This is a genomic window from Saccharopolyspora flava (genome assembly GCF_900116135.1).
In the GTDB taxonomy this organism is placed as follows: Bacteria; Actinomycetota; Actinomycetes; order Mycobacteriales; family Pseudonocardiaceae; genus Saccharopolyspora; species Saccharopolyspora flava.
In genome coordinates this window covers 223,608-239,742 of the sequence record NZ_FOZX01000002.1, presented here as the reverse complement: position 1 = coordinate 239,742, position 16,135 = coordinate 223,608, and the positions used below count along the sequence as shown (strand labels likewise).

At 72.7% G+C, this 16,135-nt stretch carries 12 protein-coding genes; 8 read left to right on the top strand and 4 right to left on the bottom strand.

Annotation, left to right across the window (positions count from 1 at the left end; genetic code table 11):
* Window positions 1–57: 57 nt before the first annotated feature.
* Window positions 58–801 (bottom strand): TetR/AcrR family transcriptional regulator, encoded by a 744-nt coding sequence (locus BM424_RS07960; RefSeq protein WP_093415021.1) that lies wholly within the window; start codon window positions 799–801, stop codon window positions 58–60.
* Window positions 802–855: 54 nt separating this feature from the next.
* On the opposite strand from BM424_RS07960, the gene BM424_RS07955 reads away from it, so the two are divergent.
* A complete protein-coding gene (locus BM424_RS07955) occupies window positions 856–1,737 on the top strand; it encodes an alpha/beta fold hydrolase (RefSeq protein WP_245775699.1) in 882 nt (293 codons plus the stop codon).
* A gap of 3 nt (window positions 1,738–1,740) precedes the next feature.
* On the opposite strand, the gene BM424_RS07950 is transcribed toward BM424_RS07955, so the two are convergent.
* Window positions 1,741–2,361, bottom strand: a complete 621-nt coding sequence (locus tag BM424_RS07950) for a TetR/AcrR family transcriptional regulator (RefSeq protein ID WP_093415018.1) — start codon at window positions 2,359–2,361, stop codon at window positions 1,741–1,743.
* A 117-nt stretch (window positions 2,362–2,478) separates the two neighbouring features.
* Between BM424_RS07950 and BM424_RS07945 the strand changes: the two genes are divergently transcribed.
* The 5 genes from BM424_RS07945 (at window position 2,479) to BM424_RS07925 (ending at window position 7,730) form a co-directional block, all read left to right on the top strand.
* The gene (locus tag BM424_RS07945) at window positions 2,479–3,507 is read left to right on the top strand and encodes an alpha/beta fold hydrolase (protein ID WP_093415017.1); all 1,029 of its coding nucleotides are present in this window, start codon (window positions 2,479–2,481) and stop codon (window positions 3,505–3,507) included.
* Window positions 3,508–3,606: 99 nt separating this feature from the next.
* Window positions 3,607–4,638 (top strand): DUF3152 domain-containing protein, encoded by a 1,032-nt coding sequence (locus BM424_RS07940; RefSeq protein WP_245775698.1) that lies wholly within the window; start codon window positions 3,607–3,609, stop codon window positions 4,636–4,638.
* Between the two features lie 168 nt (window positions 4,639–4,806).
* Window positions 4,807–5,979, top strand: a complete 1,173-nt coding sequence (moeZ, locus tag BM424_RS07935; RefSeq protein WP_093415015.1) for an adenylyltransferase/sulfurtransferase MoeZ — start codon at window positions 4,807–4,809, stop codon at window positions 5,977–5,979.
* A gap of 109 nt (window positions 5,980–6,088) precedes the next feature.
* Window positions 6,089–6,886, top strand: coding sequence for a TIGR02569 family protein (locus BM424_RS07930; protein ID WP_093415014.1), 798 nt, complete (start codon window positions 6,089–6,091; stop codon window positions 6,884–6,886).
* 46 nt (window positions 6,887–6,932) lie between these two features.
* Window positions 6,933–7,730 carry a uroporphyrinogen-III synthase gene (locus BM424_RS07925; protein ID WP_093415012.1) on the top strand — a complete coding sequence of 266 codons (798 nt, stop codon included), beginning with the start codon at window positions 6,933–6,935 and terminating at the stop codon, window positions 7,728–7,730.
* Here the strand turns inward: BM424_RS07925 and BM424_RS07920 are convergent.
* Both BM424_RS07920 and BM424_RS07915 read right to left on the bottom strand, forming a co-directional pair.
* Window positions 7,727–8,014, bottom strand: a complete 288-nt coding sequence (locus BM424_RS07920) for an MGMT family protein (RefSeq protein ID WP_093415010.1) — start codon at window positions 8,012–8,014, stop codon at window positions 7,727–7,729. The two genes, BM424_RS07925 and BM424_RS07920, sit on opposite strands and share 4 nt — an antisense overlap.
* Window positions 8,015–8,463: 449 nt before the next feature.
* Window positions 8,464–9,381, bottom strand: coding sequence for a chitinase (locus tag BM424_RS07915; protein WP_425441990.1), 918 nt, complete (start codon window positions 9,379–9,381; stop codon window positions 8,464–8,466).
* 304 nt (window positions 9,382–9,685) lie between these two features.
* On the opposite strand from BM424_RS07915, the gene BM424_RS07910 reads away from it, so the two are divergent.
* Both BM424_RS07910 and BM424_RS07905 read left to right on the top strand, forming a co-directional pair.
* Window positions 9,686–12,868: an ATP-dependent helicase gene (locus tag BM424_RS07910; protein ID WP_093415007.1), complete on the top strand. Its 3,183-nt coding sequence runs from the start codon at window positions 9,686–9,688 to the stop codon at window positions 12,866–12,868.
* The gene (locus BM424_RS07905) at window positions 12,865–16,110 is read left to right on the top strand and encodes an ATP-dependent helicase (protein ID WP_093415006.1); all 3,246 of its coding nucleotides are present in this window, start codon (window positions 12,865–12,867) and stop codon (window positions 16,108–16,110) included. Before BM424_RS07910 ends, BM424_RS07905 begins: the two co-directional genes overlap by 4 nt.
* Window positions 16,111–16,135: the final 25 nt, after the last annotated feature.

Below are 16,135 nucleotides of genomic sequence, written 5' to 3'. Positions count from 1 at the left end.
CCTGATACGTGCTGGTCGAGGGGCATCCGGGAGCGTCCGGGTGCCCCTCGTCGCGCATCAGCCCAGGTCCTCGTCGGGGACGATCTCCAGGTAGGCCTCGTCGAGCAGGTCGAGGTTCTCGTCGGGGTCCAGCTCCAGGCCCGCCGAGCGCAGCACGCCGTCGATGGCGGACCAGATGACCTGGGCGAGGTAGTTGGTGAGGTCGTCGCGGCTCATGGTCTGCCGGTCGAGCCACCAGTCACCGCTGGCCTGCACGAGCCCGACCAGGCCGTGGCTCCACACCTCGACGCCGCCGGAATCCAGGCCCAGCGCGCGCATGTAGCGGCCGAGCAGCCGGGCCAGCGAGTTGGCGATGACGGTCTTCTCGTCCGACACCGGGTCGCTGGCCACCGGGCGGTCGGTGAAGTTGCGTTGCACGACGAACCGGTAGAGGTGCGGGTACTCCTCGATCAGGCCGAGGTAGGCGTCGAGCAGCCGGTGGATGAGCTCGTTGGCGGAGCCGTTGACCCGGAACAGCGGGGTGAGCCGCTGCATCAGCAGGTCGGTGCCCCACTCGCCGACGGCGACGTAGAGGTCGCTCTTGTCGCTGAAGTGCCGGTAGAGCACGGGTTTGCTGACACCGGCCTCGGCGGCGATGTCGTCCATGCCGACCTCGGCGCCGTGCTCGCCGATGGCGCGGACCGCGGCCTGGACGAGTTCGGCGCGGCGGGCCAGCCGGTGCTCGCGCCACCGCTCCTTGCGGGCGTCGCCCTTGTGCTCGTCGTTGCGGACGGCCTTGACATGCCGGGCGTTCTGACTCACGCTACCCGAGATTACTGTTACCGACGGTAACACGCAAATTTTCGGGGAGTGGAAGTGCAGACGGTTGCTGCCGCCGAGTTCACCACCAGCGACGGAGCCCGCCTGCGGCTGATCGACGAGGGTCCTGCGGACGCGCCGGTCACCGCGGTCTTCGTGCACGGCTGGACGCTGAGCAAGCACACCTGGGACCGCGTCGCCGCCGGCCTGCCCGCGGCCTCCGGGCACAACGTGCGCACGCTGCGGTTCGACCTGCGCGGCCACGGCGGCAGCACCCCGGCCGCGCCGGGGGAGGCCACCATCCGCCGCTGCGCCGACGACCTCGCCGAACTCCTCGCCGAGCGGGTCCCGGAGGGGCCGATCGTGCTGGCCGGGCACTCGATGGGCGGCATGACGATCATGGCGCTGGCCGAGCAGCACCCGGAGATCTTCGACCGGGTGCGCGGCATCGCGCTGGTGGCGACCTCCTCGGGCAACCTGGCGGCGCCGAGCTTCCGGCTGCCCAAGCCCGGTGCGGACGTGTTCAACGCGGGCGAGCGGCTGCTGCGCCGCTACCTGGCGAGCTCGAAGGGCGAGCGGGTCAGCCCCGCGTCGGGCTGGCTGCGGCCGGGCGTGCGGTGGCTGCTGTTCGGCAAGGCCCCGAAGGCCGACGACGTCGCCGCCACGGCCTCCTGGCTCGCCGGGTGCCACCCGGTCAACATGGCGGGCTACCGGGAATCCCTCGCGGTCCACGAGCGGTTGGGCGCGCTGGAGCGGCTGCGCGGCATCCCGACGATGATCTTCGCGGGCGGCTCCGACCGGCTCACCCCGCCCGACCACGCCGAGCGCATCGCCGAGGCCCTGCCCGACGCCCGGTACTACCTGTACCCGGGCGCGGGGCACATGCTGCCGCTGGAGCGCACCGACGAGATCACCACCCGCCTGGCGGGGCTCCTCTGACGATCAGGAGCTCTGCAGCGGGAAGCCCGCCAGGCCCTTCCAGGCGAGGGTGGCGATGAGGCTGACGGCCTCGTCGCGGGGGATCTTCTGCTGCTCGTCGAGCCAGTCGCGGGCCGTGACCTGCGCCAGGCCCACGAGGCCGACCGCCAGCAGGCGGGCTCGCGCGGCGTCCAGGCCCGCGTCGGCGGTGACCGCCTCGGTGATCGCGTCGATGCAGCCGGACAGCGAGTTCTCGACGGCCTTCTCCACGGCGGGCTCGCCGCGCAGGTCGGACTCGAACACCAGCCGGAACGCCTGGTCCTCGCTGGCCACGAACTCGTAGAACGCGCCGATGGCCGCGCGGACCCGCAGCTTGTTGTCGGAGGTCGACTCTATGGCCGTGCGCACCCGCCGGACCAGCTCGTTGCCGTGGGTCTCCAGCAGCGCCAGGTAGAGCTCCAGCTTGCCGGGGAAGTGCTGGTAGAGGACCGGCTTGCTGACGCCCGCGCGCTCGGCGATGTCGTCCATCGCCGCCGCGTGGTAGCCGTTGTGCACGAACACGTGCTGGGCCGCCTCCAGCAGCTGCGCCCGGCGCGCGTCGCGGGGCAACCGGATTCCCTTACTCGGCTGCGCGGTCCCGGTCATCCTCGCCTCTTCCTTCCGCCGCGATCGGTGGCCATGCAGCCCCCAAACTTCCCCGACTCTACTCGCCAGTAAAGCCACCTACCGCAATCCGCCCGGTTCGCACTGCATCCTGGTGCGATGACGACGCGTGCCACGGAGTACCCGCCGCAGCGCTCCACCCGGCGCACCCGGCTCGACCGCGACGCCCTGACCAGGGTTCCGATGGTCGACGGTCTGCCCGAGCTCGATCCTTACCGGCGTTCGCCGGAGAGCCGCCGGATCGATCTGGCCGCCACCGCCGAGGCCCCGGCCGCGTCGCTGCACGTCCGCGAGACCGACGGCCCGGTGGGCGCGGAGACCGCCGTTCACCTGCACGGACTTGCCGGGTCGTCGACGAACTGGACCGACCTGTCGGCCCAGCTGTCCGGGCACCTGCGCAGCGTGGCGGTCGACCTGCCCGGCTTCGGCCGCTCGGAGCCGCCCGAGGGCTTCGGCTTCACCCGCCAGGAGAACGCCGACCTGGTCATCCGGCTGCTGACCGAGCTGGGCTCGGGCGCGGTGCACCTGACCGGCAACTCCTTCGGCGGGGCGGTGGCCGCCGAGGTCGCCGCGCGCCGCCCGGACCTGGTCAGCACGCTCACGCTGATCTCCCCGGCGGTGCCGGACCTGCGCCCGAGCCCGAGCCGGATCTCCGATCCGCGGCTGTTCTTCGCGCTGCTGCCGCTCGTCGGCCCGCCGACCCGCCGCAGGCTCGCCCGGGTCACGCCGAGGGAGCGCGCCGAGCAGCTGTTGCGGGTGTGCTTCGCCGAACCGGACCGCATCCCGCCGCACCGGCTCGACGAGGCCGCCGCGGAGTTCGCCGAGCGGGCCGGGCTGCCGTGGGCCGCCGCCGCGCTGGCGCGGACCACGGTGCAGCTGATGCGGTCGTGGGTGGTCGCGCCGGACCGCTCGCTGTGGCGGCTGCTGGCCCGCGTCGACACGCCCGCGCTGGTCATCTGGGGTGACAACGATCGAGTGGTTTCGGTCCGCAAGGCACCACGCACGGCGACGCTGCTGCCGCGCGGGCGGCTGCTGGTGATCCCGCGGACCGGCCACGTGGCGCAGATGGAGCGCCCGGCCGTGGTGGCCCGCGCGGTCCTGGGTCTGGCGCTGTCCGACACCTGGTGAAACACCCGGTTGCGCAACACGAGTGATCTTCCGGGCGATGCTCACGCGCAGTGGCCGGTGTGACGAAGTGGGCTGGTCGGGCTGTGGCACGCTAGTGGGGTGACGCGCCCGCCGCAGCCTCCCCGCGACCCCGATGACCGCCACCCGGCGGAACGGTCCGCGAGCGAGTCGCGTGGTCTGTCGGACCGACCGCGCCGGCGCGGCGAGGCGCCCCGGGGGGAGCCGCTGGCCGCGTCCTGGAAGCCGGAGGGCCGCTACCGGGCCCGGCACCGCAAGAGCGTGCTCGGCCGCTACGGCTGGCGGGTCTACGCGCTGCCGCTGCTGGTGGTGATCACCGCGCTGGCGGTGCTGCAGACCGTGCGCCCGGGCGACGTCAACGCGGCCCTGACCGGACCGCCGCCGATCGCCGAGCAGGGACCGGGCGAGCCGCTGGTGCGCGAGGCGCCGCCGAGCCAGACCTTCCCGGTGAACATGTTCTCCGCGGACCTGCCGCCGGGCGGTCCGATCCCGGAGACCGGCGCCCGCACCTACCAGGTGCTGCCCGGGACCTCGCCGGTCGTGGGCACCGGCCAGCTCTACCGCTACAGCGTCGAGATCGAGGTCGGCGTGCAGATCCCCGACCCGAACGCCGACTTCGGCAACCTGGTGCAGACGACGCTGTCGGACCCGCGCAGCTGGACCAACCCGCAGGCAGGCGGCATCTCGCTGCAGCGCGTCGACGACAGCGGCCCGCGCCCGGACTTCCGGGTGATCCTGGTCAGCCAGCAGACGGCCCGCGAGGCCTGCGACTACACCGACGGCGTGCCCTACGACAGCTCGTGCCGCAAGGGCGACATGGTCTACCTCAACGCGGCCCGGTGGGTGCGCGGCGCGGTGGCCTTCGAGGGTGACATCGGCAACTACCGCCGGTACCAGATCAACCATGAGGTCGGCCACGTCTTCGGTAACAAGCACGTCGGCTGCCCCGGTCAGGGCGCGCTGGCGCCGGTGATGATGCAGCAGACCTTCAGCGTGTCGAACAACGAGCTGCACGACCTCAACCAGGTCGCCGACCAGGGGACTCCGATCGACGCGAACGGCTTCGTCTGCCGTCCGAACGCCTGGCCGTTCCCGGTCGCCCCGGGCTTCTGATTCGCCCGTCCGGGGCGTCCCGGATGCTGGGAGCCGCTTGGGTTGGGGAATCGGATCGTTCAGGCTGGCGTTGCAGATTCCGTGTTACTTCTTGAGTAACACGTGGACGCTTTTGAAGGCATCGGCCGCGCCTCGCGATCGGTGCCGCCACCGGAGGAGGAGCTGGGAATGTCCGGCGCAACGTCGCTACCGCCGCTGGTCGAGCCGGCGTCGGAGCTGACCAAGGAAGAGGTCGCGCGCTACAGCCGCCACCTGATCATCCCGGACGTCGGGATGGACGGGCAGAAGCGGCTGAAGAACGCCAAGGTCCTGGTGGTCGGCGCCGGCGGGCTCGGCAGCCCGGCGCTTCTGTACCTGGCCGCAGCGGGCGTCGGCACGCTCGGCATCGTCGAGTTCGACGAGGTCGACGAGTCGAACCTGCACCGCCAGATCATCCACGGGCAGTCCGACCTGGGCCGTCCCAAGGCCGAGTCCGCCAAGGACTCGATCGCCGAGGTCAACCCCTACGTGCAGGTCAACCTGCACAAGACGCACCTGACCTCGGACAACGCCCTGGACATCTTCCGGGACTACGACCTGATCCTGGACGGCACGGACAACTTCGCCACCCGGTACCTGGTCAACGACGCGGCCGTTCTGCTCGGCAAGCCGTACGTGTGGGGCTCGATCTTCCGCTTCGAGGGTCAGGCCAGCGTGTTCTGGGACCAGTACGGCCCGAACTACCGCGACCTCTACCCCGAGCCCCCGCCGCCCGGGATGGTGCCGTCCTGCGCCGAGGGCGGCGTGCTGGGCGTGCTGTGCGCCTCCATCGGTTCGATCATGGTCAACGAGGCCATCAAGCTGATCACCGGCATCGGTGAGACGCTGCTCGGCCGGCTGATGATCTACGACGCGCTGGAGATGAGCTACCGCACCGTCAAGATCCGCAAGGACCCGAACGCCACCCCGGTCAGCGAGCTGATCGACTACGAGGCGTTCTGCGGCGTGGTCTCCGACGACGCGCAGCAGGCGGCGGCCAACAGCACCATCACGCCGCAGGAGCTCAAGGACATGTTCGATCGGGGCGAGAAGTTCGAGCTGATCGACGTCCGCGAGCCGCACGAGTACGAGATCGTCAAGATCGAGGGCTCGAAGCTGATCCCGAAGGACCGCATCCTCTCCGGTGAGGCGCTGTCCGAGCTGCCGCAGGACCGCAAGATCGTCCTGCACTGCAAGTCCGGTGGGCGTTCCGCCGAGGCCCTCGCGGCCCTGCACAAGGCCGGGTTCTCCGACGCCGTGCACGTCGGCGGCGGCGTCCTGGGCTGGGCCAACCAGGTCGACACCAGCCTGCCGACCTACTGATCGAGACCGTCGAGAGCGGTGCGCCGGTTCTGCCGACCGGCGCACCGCTCTCGCGTTTTCGCGGAGCGCCTGCTGCCGAAACGCCGATCTTCGAGGTAGCGTCTGGCGCGTGAGTGCTACGCCGGAGCCGCCACCGCCGCACGTGTGCGCGGCGTTCGGCGCGCGAGTCGAGGAGCCGGAGGCGCTGGAGGGCGCGGTCGCGTGGCGATGCGGCGAGATCGTGCTCAAGCCGGCCGCCAACACCGCCGAGGCCGCGTGGGTGGCCCAGACCCTCGACGTGCTCGAACCCGACGACATCCGGGTCTCGCGCCCGGTGCGCTCCACCGACGGGCGCTGGGTGGTGTCGGGCTGGTCCGCCAGCCGCGACGTCATGGGCCGTCCCGAGCCGCGGCACGACGAGGTCGTGGCCATGTCGCTGCGGCTGCACGCGGCCAGCCGGTACCTGTCGCGGCCGCGGTTCCTGCAGCTGCGGCAGGACATCTACGCCCTGGCCGACCGGATGGCGTGGGGCGAGGAGGAGTACGTGCTGCCGCAGGAGAAGGGCGGCAGGCTCTACGACGTGCTGGCCGGCTCGCGGCGCCCGGTGCAGCTGCAGCCGCAGGTGGTGCACGGCGACCTGTTCGGCAACGTGCTCTTCGCCGGGGACGCCTCGCCCGGCGTGATCGACTTCAACGCCTACTGGCGGCCCGCCGAGTGGGCCGCGGCCGTGGTGGTCGTGGACTCGCTGGCGTGGGGCGGCGCCGACCCGGCGATCGTGGAGCGCTGGTCGCACCTGACCGACTGGCCGCAGGCGCTGCTGCGCGCCCTGCTGTTCCGGCTCGCGGTCCACTCGCTGCACCCGCGCTCTTCTGCGAAAACGCTCACGGGACTGGAACGCGCGTCCCAAATGGTGCTGGAAGTCCTGTAAGTCACGATTTTCTCGGCCCGGTGGCCGGGTGTGTGACGATAAGCGCGTGCAGGACGTGTTGAGCGGTTTCACGATCGGGATCACGGCGGAGCGCAAGGCCGAGGAGATCGGCAACCTGCTGGCCCGCCGGGGTGCCCGCGTGCTGTTCGGCGCCGCCATGCACACGGTTCCGCTGCCGGAGGACGGCGAGCTCGCGGCCGCGACGCGGCGAGTGCTGTCGGCTCCGGTGGACTTCGTCGTGGCGATCACCGGCATGGGTTTCCGGGGCTGGTTCGAGGCGTCCGGCGACGAGCTGGTCGAGCACCTGCGGGACTCCCGCGTGGTGGCGCGCGGCGCGAAGGCCAAGGGCGCGGTGCGCGGCGTCGGGCTGCGCGAGGAGTGGACGTCGCCGACGGAGGAGTCCGCGGAGATCCTGGCCCACCTGCTGGAGCAGGGTGTCGCGGGCAAGCGGGTGGTGCTGCAGGTCCACGGCGATCCGATGCTGGAGTTCCGCCGGGTGCTCACCGACGCCGGGGCGGAGGTCGTGCCGGTGACGGTCTACCGCTGGACCGACCCGGTGGACCTGGACGCGCTGGACCGGCTCATCGACGCCGTCATCGCCGGCGAGGTGGACGCGCTGCCGTTCACCAGCGCCCCGGCCGCGACGAACTTCCTGGCCCGCGCCGACCGCACGGATCGCGGCGAGGCGCTGCGGAAGGCGTTGCGGGAGAACGTCCTCATCGCCTGCGTCGGCCCGGTCACGGCCGCCCCGATCGCGAAAGCCGGTCTGCCGCACGAGATCCCGGACCGCTCCCGGACCGCGGCGCTGGTCAAGCTGGTGGAGGAGCGGCTTCCGCGGCGCTAGTCGCGCCAGCGGTACCGGCTCATGGGGACCTTGCCGCCGTCGGCGAGGACGCCCTCGGCGCGGAGCAGCTCGAGCTGGCGGTGGCGCAGGTGCTCGGCGACGGTCCCGTTCGACCGCAGCACCCGGTACCAGGGCAGATCCGCGGTGTCCTCGGCCATGATCCGCCCGACCAGGCGCGGGGTCTTCAGCCCGGCGAGCTCGGCGACGTCACCGTAGGACAGCACGTGACCCGGCGGGATCGACGCGACCACGGCGCGCACCCGCTCGAAAGTCTCCTCGTCCACGCCGCGAACCTACCGCAGCACCAATACCCACGACTCACCGCCGGAGCCCAGGACAGCGGACAGTTTTAGCCATAACTGTCCAGACATTTCGGACGCCACCCTCGGGCAGTTATGGCTAAAACTGCCCCCTCCGCAAGGAGCGCCCCCATGCCGCACCCAAGCCACGGCACCCAACTGCCACCCCTGCTCTGACGCAGGAGCCCCCACCCCTGCCCTGCATCGGAGCTGCTGCCGATGTCCTGCGACGGCTCGCCTCCGGAGTCCTAGGCAGTGGGCAGTTTTAGCCATAACTGTCCGGACATTTCGGACATCGGCAGTGGACAGTTATGGCTAAAACTGTCCGCTCCGCAGGGGCGGCGTTCCGCGACCACGGCCCTGCAGCGAGACGGCCCGCCCCTGGGAGGGGCGGGCCGTGTCCGGGGGTGCCTGGGGGAGGTGCCGCCCCTGGGTCAGCCCTGGAAGCCGGCGACGATCTTGGAGAAGTCCCAGTCGCCCTGGTCGATGCCGCTGCAGGAGTCGACGGCGCCGCCGCTGCAGGGGCGGTCGCGGTTGACCGACCAGAAGGTGAAGCGGCCGAGGCCCTTCTCCTTGGCGTAGTCGGCCATCTTCTGGAACGCGGCCTGGTCGACGATCTCGCCCTCGACGTCGGTCTTGCCGTTCATCGACGAGATGCCGGAGTGCGCGTAGGCGTCGGCGTCGTCGTACCCGAACGCGGCCTTCAGCGCCTCCTTGAGACCCTCGGTCGCCGAGATGGTGTCGGCGCCCATGTCGGTGCCGTTGAAGTCGAACGGCATCTGCGTCCAGACGTCGATGTTCGCGCCGATCTCGGCGGCCTTGGCGAACATCGCCTTGCCGTTCTCGTTCGGGCCGGTGGTCGTGGTCGGGAAGGTGACCACGGTCTGCACGTCGGGGTTGGTGTCCTTGACGATCTTCAGCGCCTCGACGACCTTGTCGCGGGAGGCCTGGCCCTCGAACTCGGTGGCCTCGATGTCGACGTCGATGGCCTTGAGCCCGTAGGCGTCGATCAGCTTCTGGTAGGCCGCGGCCAGCTGCTGGCCGTCGGCGCAGACCTCGCCGAGCTTGGTGCCGGAGTAGCCGCCGATGGACGGGATCACGTCGCCGCCGGCACCGCGGATCGCGTCGATGGTGGCCTTGTCCTGGCCGTCCAGCGGGCGCTGCCCGTCCCAGGCGGGGTTGCAGCCGCCGTCGGAGTTGATGAAGGCGAGGGTGAAGTCCTTGATGCCGGTCGCGTTCATGACGTCGGCGGGCGCGGGCGGGCTGCCCCAGCCGTTGTACAGGTACGGCGAGGCGGCGACCGGGCTGGTGGCGGCCGGGCTCGGGCCGTCGGCGGGCGCTTCGGCGCTCAGGGCCGGAGCGGCTCCAGCGGCCAACGTGCCGAGGACGGCGGCGCCGGCGAGCAGACTCGTGCGGATCTTGCTCACGATTCCTCCTTCTTCGGGGTGCGTCGCGCTGTCGGGGTGCGCGAATTCGCAGGTCACAGGCGGGGGAGGCCGGTGACGGAAGGAAATCTGCCAGACCGCAAAATTGGTATGTACCACCAAACGCCGGAGTCCGATCCCAGCATTCACAGTTGGAAATCCCAGATAACCGGGCCACACACCGGCGTGCCCAGCAGTGATCTTGTCGCGCTGACGTGGTTCCATTCGGTGCGTGCCTGCAGCGACCTCGCCCGTTCTCGTGCGCCGCGCCGGGACCGCGCGCCGCGCCACGACGTGGGACGAAGCGGGTCGTCGCGCGCTGGAGCACTCCTTCGGATTCCTGCGCGTGCTCGGCGGTCCCGGCACCGGCAAGTCCACGCTGCTCGCCGAGATCGCCGCCGACCGGATCCGCAACCGGGGCGTGTCCCCGGAGAACGTCCTGGTGCTCACCTCCAGCCGCCGCGCGGCGTCGTGGATGCGCACCGAGATCACCCGGCTGCTCACCGGCTCCGGCGAGGACGTGCGCACGGCCCCGGAACCGCTGGTCCGCACCGTGCACTCCTACGCCTTCGCGGTGCTGCGGCTGCAGGCCGTGCGCGACGAGCTCCCGCCGCCGCAGCTGCTCAACGGCCCCGACCAGGACGCCCTGGTCCGCGAACTCCTCCAGGGCGACGTTGACGAGGGCGCCCGCGACTGGCCGGAGACGCTGCAACCCGCGCTGACCGTGCCGGGTTTCGCCGAGGAGCTGCGGGACCTGCTGCTGCGCGCGGCCGAACGCGGCGTCGACCCGGACCGGCTGATCGCCCTGGGCCGCGAGCACGGCCGTCCCGAGTGGGTCGCCGCGGGCCGTTTCGGCCGCCAGTACGAGCAGGTCACGCTGCTGCGCGGCGCCGGGGGTTCGCAGGCCGCGGCGCTGGACGCCGCCGAGCTCGTCGGCTCGGCGCGGCTGGCGTTCGCCACCGATCCCGGGCTGCTGCGCGCCGAGCAGGACCGGGTCCGGTACGTGCTGGTCGACGACGCGCAGCACCTGGACCCGCAGCAGTTCCAGCTGATCCGCACGCTCGGCGACACCGCCACCGAGTTCGTCCTGGCCGGCGACCCGGACCAGGCCGTCTACACCTTCCGCGGCGCCGACCCGCGCTGCCTGCTCGACTCCGATCCGGGCGGCGAGGACACCACCGTGCTCACCGTGGACCACCGGATGTCGAAGTCGGTGCGAGAAGCCGTGCAGCGCTTGGCCTCCCGGCTCCCGGGGCACGGGCCGCAGCGCCGCCTGGCCGAACCGGAGTCCGACGAGGACGAGACGGCCGGGGCCGTGCAGGTGCGGTTGCTGGCCACCGAGGCGCAGGAGGCGGCGTGGGTCGCCGACCAGCTGCGCCGCGCGCACCTGCTCGACGAGATCCCCTGGTCGCGGATGGGCGTGGTGGTGCGCTCGACGGGCCGGTCGCTGCCGGTGCTGCGGCGCGCGCTGCTGGCCGCCGGGGTGCCGATCGCGCTGCCGGTCGACGACGTGCCGCTGTCGCAGCGCGCCGCGGTCCGGCCGCTGCTGACGTTGCTGCGCTGCGCGGTCCGGCCGCACGAGCTCGACGCCGACGCGGCGGCGCTGCTGCTGTCCTCGCAGCTGGGCGGTGCCGATCCGCTGGCGCTGCGCCGGTTGCGGCGCGGTCTGCTGCGGCTCGAATCGTCGTCGGGCGCAGCGCGTCCCAGCGGTGAGCTGCTGGTGGAGGTGCTGCAGGACGGCGACCGGCTGGCCGCGCTGGAGGACTCGGCCGCGGAGCCGGCCCGCAAGGTCGGCGCGCTGCTGCGGGTCGCGCGCGAGTCGGTCGACAAGGGCCAGACCGTCGAGGAAACCCTGTGGCGGGTGTGGAAGGCCTCGGGTCTGGAGAAGCGCTGGGTCGCCCAGTCCGAGCGGCACGGCGTCACCGGCGCCCAGGCCGACCGGGACCTGGACGCGATCGTGGCGCTGTTCGACGCCGCCGCCCAGTTCGTCGACCGCTCGCCCGGTAACGACGCGGCCGGTTTCGCCGACTACCTCACCGAGCAGCACATCGCCGGGTCCTCGCTGGCTCCGACGGCGCCGCGGGACAACGCGGTGCAGATCCTCACCGCGCACGCCGCCAGCGGCCAGGAGTGGGACGTGGTGGCGGTGCCGGGCGTGCAGGAGGGCAGCTGGCCCGACCTGCGGTTGCGCGGGTCGCTGCTCGGCGTGGAGCAGCTGGTCGACGTGCTGTCGGGGATGTCCGGCGAGCGCGTGTCGGCGACCGCGCCGCTGCTGGCCGAGGAGCGCCGGCTGCTGCTGGTCGCCGCCAGCCGCGCGCGGCGGAGCCTGCTGGTCAGCGCGGTGCGCGGGGAGGACGAGCAGCCGTCGCGGTTCCTCGACGAGCTCGACGGCGTGGACAGCGACCCGGATTCCGCGGAGCGCCCGATCGCCCGCCCGGAGCGGGGTTTGACGCTGGCCGACCTGGTCGGCGAGCTGCGCCGGGTGGTGTGCGACCCGGAGGAGCCGGAGGATCGCAGGCGTCGCGCCGCGACGCAGCTGGCCCGGCTGGCCGCCGACGGCGTGCCCGGCGCCGACCCGGACACCTGGTACGGCCTGCCCGCGCCGTCCACCGACGCTCCGCTGGTCACCGGCGACGACCCGGTGAAGGTCTCTCCATCCACAGTGGACATCCTCGCGAAGTGCCCGCTGCGCTGGCTGGTCGAGCGCAACGGCGGGCAGGACACCGCCGAACTCGCCGCCGTGACGGGCACTCTCGTGCACGCGCTGGTGCAGGCCGCCGCCGACGGCGCCGACACCGCGCAGCTGCACCAGGCCCTGGACGAGGCGTGGCAGACCGTCGACGCCGGGGCGCCGTGGTTCTCCCGCAAGGAGCGCAAGCGCGTCGAGGGGATGCTCAACGCGTTCGTCGTGTGGCTGGTGCAGTCCCGCGCCGAGCTCACCCAGATCGGCGTGGAGCGCGACCTCGACATCACGGTGCAGGGCCGCGAGGGCGGGCCGTGGCTGCGGTTGCGCGGCCGGGTCGACCGGCTGGAGAAGGACGCCGAGGGCCGCCCGGTCGTCGTCGACGTCAAGACCGCGAAAGCCCCGGTCAGCAAGGGCGATGCCGAGGAGCACCCGCAGCTGGCGGTCTACCAGCTGGCCGCCGCGCTGGGTGCGTTCGGGGACGAGGACGACGAGCCCGGCGGGGCCCGGCTGCTCTACGTCGCCAAGTCCGACCGCAAGGGCGCCGCCACCGAGCGCGCGCAGGAACCCCTCGACGAGGACAAGATCAAGGTGTGGCTCGACGTGGTGCACAGCGCCGCCGAGTCCAGCCTCGGACCGGCCTACGTGGCCAGCGAGAACACCGACTGCCCGCGCTGCCCGGCGCGCACCAGCTGCCCGGTCCACCCCGCGGGGAGGCAGGTTTCGCAGTGATCACCCCGCAGCGGATCGCCCAGGCCCTGGGCCTGCACGAGCCGACGCCCGAGCAGGCCGAGGTCATCGCCGCCCCGCCCGAACCGGCCCTGGTGGTCGCGGGCGCGGGCGCCGGCAAGACCGAGACGATGGCCGCCCGCGTCGTCTGGCTGGTCGCCAACCAGCTGGTCACGCCGGAACGCGTGCTGGGCCTGACGTTCACCCGCAAGGCCGCCCGCCAGCTCGCCGACCGGGTGCGCGCCCGGCTGCGCAGGCTCGCCGGTTCCGGGCTGCTCGACGAGGTCGACCCCAGCGGCCAGCTGCGCTCGGCGGTGCTCACCGAGGAACCCACGGTGCTCACCTACCACGCCTACGCGGGCCGGATCGTCGGCGAGCACGGTCTGCGGGTGCCGGTCGAGCCGGGGGCGCGGCTGCTCACCGCGACCGCGTCCTGGCAGCTCGCGCACCGCGTCGTGTCGACCTGGACCGAGGACCTCGACACCGACAAGGTGCCCACCACCGTCACCGGCTACCTCCTGGCGCTGGCCGGGGAGCTCGCCGAGCACCTGGTCAGCCCCGACGAGCTGCGCGCCCACGCCGACAAGCTCTGCGAGGCGGTGGAGAACGCGCCGCGCGCCAAGGGCCAGCGCGCCAACCTGCCGCAGGACCTGGTGAAGGTCGTTGCCGCGCAACGGCTCCGGGCCGCGCTGCTGCCGCTGGTCGAGGAGTACGGGCAGCGCAAGCGCCGCGAGGGCGCGATGGACTTCGCCGACCAGATGTCGCTGGCCGCCCACCTCGCCGCCGAGCACCCGGAGGTCGTCGACGGCGAGCGCGCCCGCTACGGCGCGGTGCTGCTCGACGAGTACCAGGACACCGGCCACGCCCAGCGCGTCCTGCTGCGGTCGCTGTTCGGCGGTGACGCCGATCCGCTGCCGGTCACGTCGGTGGGCGACCCGGCGCAGGCCATCTACGGCTGGCGCGGCGCGAGCGCGGCGAACCTGCCGCGCTTCCGCACCGACTTCCCGCGCACCGAGGTCGACCGGCGGGTGCCCGCGCACCGCTACGGGCTGCTGACCAGCTTCCGCAACCCCGACGAGGTGCTGCGCGTGGCCAACGCGGTCTCCGAACCGCTGCGCCGCATCGGCCTGGAGGTCGACGAGCTGCGCGCCCGCGACGGCGCCGACGACGGCGACATCCGGGTGCTGCTGGCCGAGCACGTCCGCGCCGAGCGCGAGTGGGTCGCCGACCGCATCCACGCCCAGTGGCAGTCGGCGATCGACGAGACCGGCCGCCCGCCGACGGCGGCGGTGCTGGTGCGGCGGCGCGCCGACATGGCCGACATCGCCGTGGCGCTGCGCGAACGAGGCCTGCCGGTGGAGGTCGTCGGGCTCGGCGGGCTCCTCGACGAACCCGAGGTCCGCGACCTGGTCAGCGCCCTGCGGCTGCTCGTCGACCCGCTGGCCGGCACCGCCGCCGCGCGGCTGCTCACCGGGTCCCGCTGGCGCATCGGCGCCGCCGACCTGGCCGCGCTGTGGGAGCGGGCGCGGGAGCTGGGCACCCAGTTCTACGGCGAACCCGACCCCGACGACCCGGCCGCCGTCGTGCACGCGGCGCTGCCCGGGGAGAACGCCGAGCAGGCGGGCCTGGCCGACGCCCTCGACGACCCGGGCAAGCCCGAGCGCTACTCGGAGCAGGGCTACGAGCGCATCCGCAGGCTCGGCGGCGAACTCGCCGCGCTGCGGCGGCGTCTCGACCAGCCGCTGCCCGAGCTGGTCGCCGACGTCGAGCGCACCTTGATGCTCGACATCGAGAGCCTGGCGCGCCCGACCGGTGCCGGGCGCATCCACCTCGACGCGTTCGCCGACGTCGTCACCTCGTTCACCACGGCCAGCCCGTCGGCGACGCTGCCGTCGCTGCTGGACTACTTCGCCGCCGCCGAGCGCGCCGAGGACGGCCTGGAACCGGGGGAGGTGGAGGTCGCCGACGACCGCGTGCAGATCCTCACGGTGCACGCCGCCAAGGGCCTGGAGTGGCAGGTGGTGGCCGTTCCGCACCTGGTCAACGACGTCTTCCCGGGCAAGCGCAAGTCCTCGTCGTGGCTGCGGTCGGTGACCGCGCTGCCCGCCGAGCTGCGCGGCGACGCCCCCGACCTGCCCACCCTCGACGTGAACCGGCTCGACGGCCTGGACCGCAAGGAGCTCAGCGAGGCGCTGAGCATCCACGACGAGGAGTTCGAGGCCCGCCGCCTCGCCGAGGAGCGCCGCCTGTTCTACGTCGCGGTGACCCGCTCGGAGCGCACGCTGCTGCTGTCCGGGCACTGGTGGGGCGAGAGCGGCGACCGGCCCAAGGGCCCGTCGGACTTCCTCACCGAGACCGCGCAGGTGGTGCACGACGACAAGGTCGGCGTCATCGACGAGTGGTGCCCGGCGCCCGACGAGGACGCCGAGAACCCGCTGGCCGACGAGGTCCGCTCCGCCGAGTGGCCGGTGGACCCGCTGGGCCCGCGCCGCGAATCCGTCGCCGAGGGAGCCGAACTCGTGCGCGCCGCCATGTCCACTTCGGACCCGGCGCCCGACGAGGAGGACCCGGACGGCTGGGCCCGCGACGTCGACGTGCTGCTGGCCGAGCGGGCCGCCGCGGCGCAGCGCCGCGAGCAGGTGCGGCTGCCGGACCACCTGTCGGTGAGCCAGCTCGTCGAGCTCGCCGGCGACACCGACGCGCTGGCCCGCAGGCTGCGGCGTCCGCTGCCCTACCCGCCGAACCCGATGACCCGCCGCGGCACGGCCTTCCACGCCTGGCTGGAGCACCGGTTCACCTCGTCCGCGCTGCTCGACGTGGACGAACTCCCCGGCGCCGCCGACGATTCCGCGCCGATGCACGAGGACCTCGAGGAGCTGCAGAAGGCGTTTCTGCGGGGCTCGTGGGCGGACCGCACCCCGCACCGGGTGGAGGTGCCGTTCGAGACGCAGGTGGAGGGGATCGTGCTGCGCGGCCGGATGGACGCGGTGTTCGCCGATCCCGACGGCGGCTGGACGGTCGTGGACTGGAAGACCGGGGGAGTGCCGGGTGGCGACCAGATCCCGTCGCTGTCGGTGCAGCTGGCGGCCTACCGGCTGGCGTGGGCGGAGCTGTCGCGCACGCCGCTGGAGAAGGTGCGCGCCGCGTTCCACTACGTGCGCCACGACTACACGCTGCGACCTGCGGATCTGCGCGATTCGGCGGGTCTGCGGGAGCTCATCACCGCGATCCCGAAGAACGATTGAAGGTCTACACGTTCGGGTGGTGAAG